Source organism: Streptomyces sp., from assembly GCF_035563135.1.
Lineage (GTDB): Bacteria > Actinomycetota > Actinomycetes > Streptomycetales > Streptomycetaceae > Streptomyces.
Genome location: NZ_DATMVN010000425.1, coordinates 1 through 11,999 on the forward strand (window position 1 = coordinate 1; position 11,999 = coordinate 11,999).

The 11,999-nt window shown below is 70.3% G+C and carries 9 protein-coding genes and 1 pseudogene; 2 read left to right on the forward strand and 8 right to left on the reverse strand.

Annotation, left to right across the window (positions count from 1 at the left end; all coding sequences use genetic code 11):
- A partial coding sequence (locus VN520_RS18685; protein ID WP_325748061.1) for a uracil-xanthine permease family protein occupies positions 1–1,294 on the forward strand: 1,294 nt, incomplete at its 5' end.
- A 355-nt stretch (positions 1,295–1,649) separates the two neighbouring features.
- Here the strand turns inward: VN520_RS18685 and VN520_RS18690 are convergent.
- The 5 genes from VN520_RS18690 to VN520_RS18710 all read right to left on the reverse strand — a co-directional run bounded on the left by VN520_RS18690 (position 1,650) and on the right by VN520_RS18710 (position 8,134).
- On the reverse strand, positions 1,650–3,341 hold the full coding sequence (locus VN520_RS18690) for an NAD(P)/FAD-dependent oxidoreductase (RefSeq protein ID WP_325748062.1): 1,692 nt from the start codon (positions 3,339–3,341) through the stop codon (positions 1,650–1,652).
- A 13-nt stretch (positions 3,342–3,354) separates the two neighbouring features.
- Positions 3,355–4,182: a carbon-nitrogen hydrolase family protein gene (locus VN520_RS18695; RefSeq protein WP_325748063.1), complete on the reverse strand. Its 828-nt coding sequence runs from the start codon at positions 4,180–4,182 to the stop codon at positions 3,355–3,357.
- Between the two features lie 255 nt (positions 4,183–4,437).
- Positions 4,438–4,893, reverse strand: coding sequence for an Lrp/AsnC family transcriptional regulator (locus VN520_RS18700; RefSeq protein ID WP_325748068.1), 456 nt, complete (start codon positions 4,891–4,893; stop codon positions 4,438–4,440).
- Positions 4,894–5,004: 111 nt separating this feature from the next.
- The gene (locus VN520_RS18705) at positions 5,005–6,465 is read right to left on the reverse strand and encodes an aldehyde dehydrogenase family protein (protein ID WP_325748064.1); all 1,461 of its coding nucleotides are present in this window, start codon (positions 6,463–6,465) and stop codon (positions 5,005–5,007) included.
- A 202-nt stretch (positions 6,466–6,667) separates the two neighbouring features.
- On the reverse strand, positions 6,668–8,134 hold the full coding sequence (locus VN520_RS18710; RefSeq protein WP_325748065.1) for a GuaB1 family IMP dehydrogenase-related protein: 1,467 nt from the start codon (positions 8,132–8,134) through the stop codon (positions 6,668–6,670).
- Positions 8,135–8,426: 292 nt separating this feature from the next.
- Between VN520_RS18710 and VN520_RS18715 the strand changes: the two genes are divergently transcribed.
- Positions 8,427–9,479, forward strand: a complete 1,053-nt coding sequence (locus VN520_RS18715) for a terpene synthase family protein (protein ID WP_325748066.1) — start codon at positions 8,427–8,429, stop codon at positions 9,477–9,479.
- A gap of 73 nt (positions 9,480–9,552) precedes the next feature.
- Here the strand turns inward: VN520_RS18715 and VN520_RS18720 are convergent, their stop codons facing one another.
- The 3 genes and pseudogenes from VN520_RS18720 to VN520_RS18730 all read right to left on the reverse strand — a co-directional run.
- Positions 9,553–10,539, reverse strand: coding sequence for a sugar-binding transcriptional regulator (locus tag VN520_RS18720; RefSeq protein WP_325748069.1), 987 nt, complete (start codon positions 10,537–10,539; stop codon positions 9,553–9,555).
- A 139-nt stretch (positions 10,540–10,678) separates the two neighbouring features.
- A complete protein-coding gene (rpe, locus tag VN520_RS18725; protein ID WP_325748067.1) occupies positions 10,679–11,362 on the reverse strand; it encodes a ribulose-phosphate 3-epimerase in 684 nt (227 codons plus the stop codon).
- 162 nt (positions 11,363–11,524) lie between these two features.
- Positions 11,525–11,999: pseudogene (locus tag VN520_RS18730) on the reverse strand (rRNA cytosine-C5-methyltransferase); the annotation flags it as partial.

Here is an 11,999-nt window from a genome sequence, read left to right on the forward strand (position 1 = left end):
GTTCGGCCTGGGCGCCCAGCACGTGGTCGCCATGTTCGGCGCGTCCTTCGTCGCGCCCGTCCTGATGGGTCTCGACCCGAACCTCGCGATCATGATGTCCGGTGTCGCCACCGCCATCTTCCTGCTGGCGACGAAGGGCAGGGTTCCCAGCTACCTGGGGTGTTCGCTCTCCTTCGTGGGGGTGGCCGCCACGATCCGGGCCGGCGGCGGCACCAGTGCCACGGTCACCGGCGCGGTGCTGGTGGTCGGTGCCGTGCTGTTCCTGGTGGGGCTCGTGGTGCAGCGGTTCGGCGCGCGGATCATCCACGCGGCGATGCCGCCCGTGGTGACCGGGGCCGTCGTGATGCTGATCGGCTTCAATCTGGCGCCTGTCACCGCCTCGACGTACTGGCCCCAGGACCAGTGGACCGCCCTGCTGGTGATGCTGTTCACCGGCTTGGCCGTGGTCTGCCTGCGCGGCTTCTTCTCCCGTATCGCGATCTTCCTCGGGCTCGTCTTCGGCTACGTCCTGTCGTGGGCGCTCGACCTGGTCCTCGGGAAGATCCACTCCCCGGCCGGCGGCGCGGAGGCCGTCGACCACTGGCGGCTGGACCTGTCGGCCGTGGCGGACGCGGACTGGATCGGGCTGCCGTCCTTCCACGCGCCGGCCTTCGAATGGTCCGCGATCCTGGTCGCACTGCCGGTCGTCATCGCCCTGATCGCCGAGAACGCCGGGCACGTGAAGGCCGTGGGCGAGATGACCGGCGACTCGCTCGACGACAAGCTGGGCACCGCCATCGCCGCGGACGGCGCCGCCTCGATGCTGTCCACGGCCGTCGGCGGCCCGCCCAACACCACCTACAGCGAGAACATCGGGGTGATGGCGGCGACCCGGGTCTACTCAACCGCCGCCTACTGGGCCGCGGCCTGCTTCGCCCTGCTCTTCGGCCTCTGCCCCAAATTCGGTGCGGTCGTCGCCGCCATCCCCGGCGGCGTGCTCGGCGGCATCACCGTCATCCTGTACGGCATGATCGGCCTGCTCGGCGCCCAGATCTGGCTCAATGCCGAGGTCGACCTGCGTAATCCCCTCAACCTCGTGCCGGCCGCCGCGGGCATCATCATCGGCGTCGGCGGCGTCAGCCTGAAGATCACCGACAACTTCGAGCTGAGCGGGATCGCCCTCGGTACGCTCGTCGTGATCACCGGCTACCACGCGCTGCGGGCGTTCGCCCCGGCCCATCTGAAGACCCAGGAGCCCTTGCTGGACTCGGGTACGTCCCAGTACGACGAGAAGCCGCCGGCCGGGACGTCCTGACCGGCCCGGGAACCGTCCGGCGCCCGGTGTCCGTCCGTCCCGGTGACGTCCCGGGCCCGTCGGTGCCGTGGGGGGTCCCTGACCGGGACGCTGCGGGTACGGACCGGGGCGAGCAGTTCGCACGTCCGGCCGGCGCTGCCGGCGCGGTGATCGAGCGGATGCGGACTTTCCCCTCCGGCCGGCCGCCCGAGGACGGCCCGCGGTCTTCCACCAGGTCTGTCCGGCGGTCGCGGAGACCCTCCCAGCACATCGCGGACGGAGCGTCCCCGGACCGGGAGGCCGTCGCCGCACCGGGCGTGCGGTTCGCCGAGCGGTGCCTGACGGCGGCCGGCACGGCCGTCCCGTGCCCCCGCCCTCAGCCCTCCGGGAGCTCGACCGGTGCGATCTCGTCGAAGACGTCGCCCGGACCGGGGTTCGTCGGGTCGGTCGCCCCGCCGAACTGCGCCATCACACCCCATACGGCGTTCAGCGCGGTCTGCACGGCTCCCTCGGCCCATCCCGCCGTCCACGAGATGTCGTCGCCTGCCAGGAACAGGCCGCGCTTGTCGGCGGGCAGCCGGTCCTGCATGAAGTGGGTGAACAGGCGTCGCTGGTAACGGTAGTGGCCGGGCAGGTTGGCCTTGAAGGCGCCCATGAAGTACGGCTCGTTCTCCCAGGAGACCGTGACCGGGTTGCCGATGATGTGCTTGCGGATGTCGACGCCCGGATAGATCTCGCCGAGCGACTTGAGCATGACGTCCATACGCTCGTTCGGGGAGAGCGGCAGCCATTTCAAGCTGTCGTCGCACCAGGTGTAGGAGAGGCACATGACGGCCGGCCTGCCGGGCCCGTCGTCCAGGAGGTACGTCCCCCGGGTCATCCGGTCCGTGAGCGTCATGGACATCGTGTCCCGGCCGGTGGTCCCGTCCTCGTCCAGCCAGAACGGCCGGTCGACGGGCACGAACAGCTTGGACGACTCCATGTAGTGGGTACGCTCCATCGCCGTCCAGTGGTCGATCGGGAAGAGCGTGTCGTCGCAGGCGATCTTGGAGAGCAGCAGCCAGGACTGACCGGTGAAGACCGCTGCCCGGTAGGTGCGGATGTCGCCGGTGGCGTCGGTGACCGTGATCCGGTTCCCGGCGGTGCGGTCGAGCCGGGTCACTGCGGTACGGGGCTGCCCGTCGTGCAGGGAGGACAGCGACGTGCCGAGCGGCCAGTGCACGATCTTCTGCGGTTCACGGTCCCACAGCCGCAGCGGCAGCTGCTGGCTGCCGCCGACGATCCCCCGGTGGTGGTCGTCGGCCTCGGTGTAGACGACGCGGAGGATCTCCAGGATCGAGTTGGGGAAGTCGGTGTCCCAGCCGCCCGTGCCGAAGCCGACCTGCCCGAAGATCTCGCGGTGCCGGAAGGAGGCGAAGGCGTCGGAGCCGCAGAGGAAGCCGTAGAAGGTCTGGTCGTCGAGCTTCTCGACGAGCTTCGCCCAGATCTCCCGGATGCGCGGTACGTCGCGCTCGCGCATCGCACGGTTCATGTCGGAGAAGTCGGCGCCCTCCTCCAGGCAGGAGTTCCAGGCGGCCATGACCTCGCGGTACACCTGCGGCAGGTCGTCGATCGTCCGCGCGTAGTGGGACTCGCCCTTGAGGTCGACGACGGTCGACGGGGTGGCCGGGGACAGGGGGTTGGGAAACGGCTTGGTCTCCAGGCCCACCAGGTCGATGTAGTGCTGGAGCGCCGTGGACGAGGGCGGGAAGCGCATGGCGCCCATCTCGGCGGTCAGTGAGGGATCGCAGCCGTCGAAGCCGACGGTGCGCAGCCGGCCGCCGATCCGGTCCGCCTCGTAGACGACGGGCTTCAGCCCCATCTTCATGAGTTCGTACGCGGCGACGATGCCGGAGAGCCCTCCGCCGATGACGGCGACCTCGGTGCCGTGCTCGGTGGCCGGTATCTGCCCGATGCCCGCCGGGTGGGCGAGGTAGTCGTCGTAGGCGTAGGGGAAGTCCGGACCGAACATGGTGATCGGCGGCTGCGCCTCGGTGTGCTGGACGGCGTTGGGCACCGTGGACGTCATGGGGTACGGACTCCTAGCGGGGAAGCGCGGGGCGGGGACGGGGACGGACCAGGGAGCCGTACAGGCCGGGGACGCGGTCCCGGAGGTACGGGTTGGCGGCGCGTGACCGGGAGAGCAGCCCGGGGTCGGCATCGGCGACGAGCAGCTCCTCGCCGCGGCCGGCGCGGGCGCGGACCGTGCCGTCGGGACCGGCCAGGCAGCTCAGTCCGGTGAAGTCGAACTCACCCTCCTTGCCTGCCCTGTTGACGTAGGCGATGTAGAGCTGGCTTTCGAAGGCGCGCACCGGCACGACGGCTTCGGCGACGAACGGGAAGGGATGCATCAGCGCGGTCGGGACCAGCAGCAGCTCGGTCCCCGCCAAGGCGTGCGCGCGTACGTTCTCCGGGAACTCGACGTCGTAGCAGATCAGCAGCCCGATCCGTACGCCGTCCAGCTCGGCCTGCACCACGGGCGTTTCACCGGGGGTGAACCACTCCTCCTCGAAACTGCCGAAGAGATGGGTCTTGCGGTAATTGGCGAGTGGCGCACCGTCAGGGCCGATGAGCTGCGCCGCGTTGAAGACCGCCCCGCCGGCCCGCTCCGGGTAGCCGTAGTGGACGGCGAGGCCGTGGCGTACGCAGATGCCGGCGACCGTCTGCGCGGCGGGCCCGTCCGCAGGCTCTGCCAGCTCGGCGACTGCGTCACCAATAGCGTACCCGGTGAGGAACATTTCCGGACAGACGAGTAGCCGGGCACCTGCGGCAGCGGCCCGCGCGGCGGCGTCGTCGAGCATGGCGAGGTTGTCGTCGACGGAGCCGGCCCGTCCGGAGCTCTGGAGCAGGGCGGTACGCAACGGCGGCATGGCTGACCTCGGGCGGGGCGGGCGGGGCGGGGAGACGTATTGAAGGTACGGGGCGGAGATCACGGCCGACAAGGTGCGATTGTTGCGCGTTCACCGTTGATCCGTTGCGCGCTGAGCCGCTTCGTCGGCGATTTGTTGCGTGAGGTGTCTTCGCAGGTCAGACGAGTGATTTCGGTCTCCCCGGCGCTCACCCGCCCGGCCCGGGAGCCTGGCCTGCGGGACGTCCGCCGGCGCGGGGCGGATGTCCGCCGGCGCTCAGGCCGGCGGGCCCGCCGAGTACCGGCGCAGCAGGGGGGAGAGGACGAGGACCGACTTGGTCCGCTCGACGTACGGCTCGCCGGCGATCCGTTCCAGCACCTGTTCGAAATGCCGCATGTCGGCGGCGAAGACCTGCACGATCGCGTCGGCCTCGCCCGTCACCGTGGACGCCGACGCGACCTCCGGATAGGCGGACAGGCCCCGTTTGATGGCGTCGGGCGCGGTGTTGCGGCTGCAGTAGATCTCGATGAACCCCTCGGTCTCCCAGCCGAGTGCCGCCGGGTCGACCCGCACGGTGAAGCCCGTGATCGCCCCCTCGGCGCGCAGCCGGTCCACACGGCGTTTCACCGCGGGCGCGGAGAGGCCGATCAGGGCGCCGATGTCCGCGTAGGAACGACGGGCGTCTTCGGCGAGGGCGTGGACGATGCGTTCGTCGAGGTCGTTGAGGCGCACTTCGGGCGGGTCACTTTTCTGCGGCATGCGGATTCGGGAGCGGCACGGGCCGCCCTCGAAGTAGACCATGGGCGCCCCCGGCAGGGCGCCCTCGACGCAGGAAACAGCTGGTCAGAAGGGGAACTGCGAGCGGCCGTGCTGGACCGAGATCCACTTCTGCGTGGTGAACGCCTCGAGCATCGACTCGCCGTTCAGCCGCCCCAGGCCTGAGTTCCCCTCCCCGCCGAACGGGACGATGGGCTCGTCGTGGACCGTACCGTCGTTGATGTGGATCATGCCGGTGCGGATCCGCTGCCCCACCCGTACGCCACGCTCGATGTTCCCGGTGTGGACCGCGCCGCTCAGCCCGTAGGGGGTGTCGTTGGCGATCCGTACGGCCTCGTCCTCACCGTCGAAGGGGAGGAGCAGGGCGACCGGCCCGAATATCTCCTGTCGCAGGACAGGTGAATCGTCGGCGAGACCGGTCAGCACGGAAGGGCTCACCATGTTTCCTTCGGCCCGTCCGTGCAGCAGTGCGGTGGCGCCGGCTGCGACGGTCTCGTCGACGAGCTTCGCCACCGCGTCGGCCTGTGAGGAGCTGATCAGCGGGCCGATGTGGGTCGCGGGGTCCGCCGGGTCGCCGACGCGCAGGGAGGCGACCTTGGCGACGAACTTCTCGGTGAACTCCCGCTCCACCGAGCGGTCCACCAGGATGCGGTTGGCCGCCATGCAGACCTGGCCCTGGTGGATGTACCGGCTGAAGACGGCCGCGTCGACGGCGTAGTCCACATCGGCGTCGTCCAGGACGATCAGCGCGCTGTTGCCGCCCAGTTCGAGCACCGTGCGCTTGAGTCGGGCCGCGCAGACCGTCGCGACGTGGCGGCCGATCCTGTCCGAACCGGTGAAGGAGATGACCTGCGGGACGGGGTGCTCCAGCAGGCTGTCACCGATCTCGGCGATGTCGGTGACCACGACGTTCAGCAGCCCGGCGGGCAGCCCCGCCTCTTCGAAGACCTTGGCGATCAGCGTGCCGCCGCAGACCGGGGTGCTCTGGTGCGGCTTCAGGACCACGGCGTTGCCGAGGGCCAGCGCGGGCGCGACCGACTTGAGCGACAGCAGGAAGGGGAAGTTGAAGGGACTGATGACCCCGACGACGCCGACGGGGAGCCGGTGGACGCGGTTCTCCTTGCCCTCGGTCGGCGAGGGGAGGATCTGTCCGCTGGGCCCCAGGGTGAGCCGGCCCGCCTCGCGCAGGAATTCCTTGGCGAGGTGCAGCTCGAAGCCCGCCTTCAGCCGGGTGCCGCCGAGCTCCGTGACGATCGCCTCGGCGATCTCGGCTTCACGCTCCTCGACGACGCGCAGTGCCTTCTCCAGCACGGTCCGCCTGGCGTACGGAGTCGTGTCCGCCCACTCCGGCTGGGCCCGTTCGGCGGCCCGGTAGGCCTGGTCGACCTCAAGGGCCGTCGCGACGGTGATCGAGGCGAGCTTCTCCCCGCTGTACGGGTTGAAGTCGATGATGTCCCAGGATCCCTTCCCCGGCCTCCACTCGCCGTCGATGTACTGCTGGGCCAGGTCGGTGAAGAAGGAAGTCATGAAATCCCTTACCGCAGAGGGACGGACAGCCGATTGCGGCTCATATTACTTATCCTTCAACCATGTTGGAGGGAAAGACTGCTGCGCCTCAGGTGAGAACGATCCGTCGCACATGGTCCCGGGCGCACGCAGAAAAGCGCCCCTCCCCGGTGCGGACACCGGGGAGGGGCACCCGTGCCGTGGGGCCGCCGGCCCCGCGGTATCAGCTCCAGCTGGCGTGGAGGGGCTTGCCCTCCGCGTAACCGGCGGCGCTCTGCACGCCCACGATCGCCTTCTCGGCGAACTCCTCGAGCGAGGACGCCCCCGCGTAGGTGCAGGAGGAGCGGACACCGGCGATGATCGAGTCGACCAGGTCCTCCACACCGGGGCGGGCGGGGTCGAGGAACATCCGCGAGGTGGAGATGCCTTCCTCGAACAGCGCCTTGCGGGCCCGGTCGTAGGCGGACTCCTCCGAGGTGCGGTTCTTGACCGCGCGCGCCGAGGCCATGCCGAACGACTCCTTGTAGTACCGCCCGTCGGCGGACTGCTGGAGGTCGCCGGGCGACTCGTACGTACCGGCGAACCAGGAGCCGATCATGACGTTGGAGGCACCGGCGGCGAGCGCCATCGCCACGTCACGCGGGTGCCGGACACCGCCGTCGGCCCAGACGTGCTTGCCGTGCTTCTTCGCCTCGGCGGCGCACTCCAGTACGGCGGAGAACTGCGGCCGGCCGACTCCGGTCATCATCCGGGTGGTGCACATCGCGCCGGGCCCCACACCGACCTTGACGATGTCGGCGCCCGCCTCGATCAGGTCGCGCACGCCATCGGCCGACACGACGTTGCCCGCGACGACCGGTACGCCCGGGCCGAGCGCCCGGACGGCGGTGACCGCACTGATCATGGATTCCTGGTGGCCGTGCGCGGTGTCCACCACGAGGGTGTCGACACCGGCGCCGAGAAGCTGCTCGGCCTTGCCCGCGACGTCGCCGTTGATACCGACGGCCGCCGCGATCCGCAGCCTGCCGTCCGCGTCCGTCGCGGGGGTGTAGAGCGTCGCCCGCAGCGCGGCCTTGCGGGTGAGGATGCCGACGAGCCGGCCGTCCGCGTCGACCGCCGGAGCGAGCTTGCGGTTGGCCCCGTCGAGCCTGGTGAAGGCCACGCGCGGGTCGATGTCCGCGTCGAGCACCATCAGGTCCTTGGACATGACCTCGGACAGCTGGGTGAAACGGTCCACGCCGGTCAGGTCGTGTTCGGTGACGACACCGACCGGCCGGTCCCCGGCGTCGACGACGACGCCCGCGCCGTGGGCCCGCTTGTGCAGGAGGGACAGCGCGTCGCCGACGGTCTGGCCGGGGGCCAGCACGATCGGTGTGTCGAGTACGAGGTGACGCTTCTTGACCCAGCCGACGACCTCGGTGACGACCTCGATCGGGATGTCCTGGGGGATCACCACCAGGCCACCGCGGCGGGCGATGGTCTCAGCCATCCGGCGGCCCGCGATGGCGGTCATGTTCGCGACGACGAGCGGGATCGTGGTGCCGCTGCCGTCCGGCGAGGAGAGATCCACGGCCTGCCGGGACCCGACCGCGGAGCGGCCCGGGACCATGAAGACATCGTCGTACGTGAGGTCGTAGGGGACCGAGGGAGAGGCCGTGTGACGGCCGGTGCCGGGTTCAAGAAAACGCATAACACCCATTTTTTCATACGAAACAGTGCAGGTCGTTTCCACGAAGACACAGCAATAAACCCCCGTGTTCGTCAGTTCCTCCAAGAGGGCTGTCCGGGGGCCGGGCAAGTGGAAGCCTGCCTTACCCGTGGACCCTACCCGAACAGGAATCGCACCTTCGTGATCAGGATCCCTGGACCAGGTGACAGCGTGTCAGGTAGCTTCCGAACCGCAGGTCCTTACGGTGGGCGCAGTGCCGCCATGAGCCCGGAACACCTGTCACGCGTTCGGCCGGAAGGATGGGGACCCGCCTGTGGAAAGCGAACTGCCTTACATCTACTGCCCGTTCCCCCAGCGGAGCAATCCGCATGTGAATCACACCCGTGAGCACCTCGACGCCTGGACGCGGCGCACCGGTCTGGTGCACCGGGAATCGGCCAGGCTGCGCTTCGAGCAGGCCGACTTCGGCGCCTTCGTGGGCATGGTCTACCCGACGGCGGACAGCGAGCACCTCGACCTGGTCGCCGACTGGTTCGTCTGGCTCTTCCTCGTCGACGACCAGCTGGACGACGGCCACCTCGGCCGCAGCCCCGACCGTGTGCGCGACGTGGTGGAGCGGATGCGTGCCGTGGTCGAGGGCAGGACTCCCGGCCCCCTGCCGGGCGAGGAGGCCCCTGCCGCGCTCGTCGCCCTGGCGGACCTGTGGGAACGTACAGTTCCGCAGGCCGCGCCCCACTGGCGCGCCCGCTTCACCTGGCACCTCATGATGTATCTGACGACCGCCACCACCTGGGAGGCGGGAAACCGCGCCGGTGGTGTCGTGCCGTCGGAGGCCGTGTACATCGCCAAGCGCCGGCACACCGGGGCGATCCACGTGTGCATGGACCTGATCGAGATCGTCGTCGGCATCGGGGCGCCCGAATCGATCCACAACGACGCCCGGTTCATCACGGCCCTGGAAGCCTCCTGCAACGTCGTGTGCTGGGCGAACGACGTCTACTCCTACGAGAAGGAACAGGTCCTGGGCGAGATCCACAACCTCGTCCACCTGGTCCGCCACCACCGCGGCTACGGGAAGCGCCAAGCGCTCGAACACGTGTGCACGGAGATCGCCGCTGAGACGCAACGTTTCCTCGCCGCCGAGAGCGAGCTGCTCGATATGCATCCGGAACTGGCGGGCCTGCTCGTGCCCTACCTCGACGGGATGCGGAGCTGGATGCGCGGGAATCTGGACTGGTCGCGGCAGACCCCCCGCTACGCCCCGGCGGATGTCAGCCAGTACGCGGAGCCCGGGGCGTATCTGGAGGAGTCCGTCCTCGGCGTGAGCGCCGACCACGCGCCGCTGGGGGCGGGCGACAACCGCTGAACCCGGTCACGGCGGAGGCCGGGCACCACGCGGGTGCCCGGCCTCCGTCATGGCCAGGGGGGCGTGACCGCGGTCAGTCGTCCGGGTCGGCCCGCTCCAGCGCGGGCCGCTGACCGGCGGCGGACTCCGTCAGGAGGTAGTCGGCCGCAGCCGTGTCCGTGACCAGGCTGGTCACCAGCCCCGAGCGCAGCACCGCGCCGATCGCCGCCGCCTTGCGCTGTCCTCCGGCGATGGCCACCACCTCGGGGATCCGGCGCAGCCGGTCCGCCTCCACGGTGATGCAGCGCTCACCGAGGTCCCGGCCGACCCGGCGCCCGTCCGCGTCGAAGAGATGGGCGGACATCTCCGCCGCCACACCGAGCGAGGCGTAGTGGCCCCGCTCCTCGTCCGAGAGCATGTCGTGGACGGTGGAGATGCCCGGCTCCCAGGATCCGATGGAGACCGCGGCGACCGTCACCTTGTCGAAGTACTCGAAAGCACGGGCGATACCCGTCTGGTGCCGCAGCGCGGCCGCTGTCGCCGGGTCCGGCAGAAGCATCGGCGCGTAGATGGGGTGCGCCTCACCGCCGGACACCTGTGCGGCGCGCCGGACCGCCTCGACCGAGCCGCGCTCGGCCGTACCCGCGTCGTAGACGCCGGTCAGCTGCACGACCGTGCACGGGGGCAGCCGGTCGAGAGCCGCCGCCATGTGGATGGTGGAGCGGCCCCAGGCCAGCCCCAGCACATCGCCCTCGTTGACCAGCTCACCGAGCAGATCGGCCGCCACCTCACCCAGATTCTCCGGATCGGCGGCATCGTCCTGCTCCTCCGCCGGGGACTCGACCACGACAGCGTGCCGCAGGCCGTAGCGTGCCCGGAGCGCGTCGGAGCGCTCCGCGTCCAGCTCCGCCGGTACCCGGATCTCGATCCGTACGAGATCACGCTCCAGGGCCGTCTCCAGGACCCGGGCCACCTTGAAGCGGCTGACGCCGAACTCCTCGGCGATCTGGATCTTCGACTTGCCCTCCAGATAGAACCGGCGAGCCATGGCCGCCGCCTGCACCAGCTCCGCGGGTCCCATCCGCATGGCTGACCGACCCGCCGAGATGCCAGACACCGCGATCTCCTCACTGCTGTTCACACGCCCGATACACCGTTCATCCTGTCAGATGCGGCGATCCTTGATCAGGCCCGTCGGGCCCCGTTCATCTGAGCTTGGTTCAGTGGCCGCATGCCCAGGACGCGGAAGCCGTGGCCGTGTCCGCCTGTGCGCGCAGCGCCCGCACCGCCTCGGCCGGGTCCTCGGCTCCGTAGACCGCCGAGCCGGCGACGAACACGTCCGCGCCGGCCTCGGCGCACCGCTCGATGGTGGTGGCCGAGACCCCGCCGTCGACCTGGAGCCACAGTTCGAGGCCGTGCTTCGAGATCAGCTCCCGGGTACGGCGGATCTTCGGCAGCATGATGTCCAGGAAGGCCTGGCCCCCGAAGCCCGGCTCGACCGTCATGATCAGCAGCATGTCGAGCTCGGGGAGCAGGTCCTCGTACGGCTCGACGGGCGTGGCGGGCTTGAGCGCCATGGAGGCACGGGCACCCTTCGCCCTGATCTCCCGGGCCAGCCTCACGGGCGCGGCCGCGGCCTCCGCGTGGAAGGTGACCGAGCCCGCACCGGCCTCGACGTACTGCGGCGCCCAGCGGTCCGCGTCCTCGATCATGAGATGACAGTCCAGCGGGGTGTCCGCGGCCTTGCTCAGCGCCTCCACCACGGGCACGCCGAGGGTCAGGTTGGGCACGAAATGGTTGTCCATGACATCGACATGGAGCCAGTCGGCGCCTTCCACGGCCTTCGCCTCCTCGGCGAGACGGGCGAAGTCGGCGGACAGGATGCTGGGGTTGATCTGGGCCATGCCCCAAGCCTGCCATGCTCCGCGCCACTTCCCCGCCCCGGTGCGCCTCAAAGCCTCACGGGATCATTACGGTTCGCCCCGCACCGCCGGGCGGCCGGCCGTTTCGCCGTCGCGGCCGCCGTCCGCTCCGGCGTCCGCCGCGCGGGTTCCGGCACCGCCGGGTCAGCCCGTGCGGCGCAGCAGGGCGAGATACATCGCGTCCGTGCCGTGCAGGTGCGGCCACAGCTGGACGTCGGGCCCCTCACCCAGCGCGGGCACGCCCGGGAGCAGCGGACGGGCGTCGATCCACTCCGCCTCGGCCGGTGCGCCGCCGCGCCCCTTGAGCACGTCCTCGACGACCGTCCTGGTCTCCGCGAGATGCGGCGAACAGGTCGCGTAACCGACGACCCCGCCGATCCGTACGGCCTTCAACGCCTCGCGCAGCAGGCCGCGTTGCAGGGGGGCGAAGCTCTCCAGGTCCTCCGCGCGACGCCGCCAGCGGGATTCGGGCCGCCGGCGCAGCGCGCCGAGGCCGGAGCAGGGCACGTCCATGAGGACCCGGTCGAAGGAGCCGGGCCGCCACGGCGGCCGGGTGCCGTCGGCGGTGATCACCTGGTACGGCCCCGGGTTGCCGGCCAGCGAGCGCTCGACGAGCCGG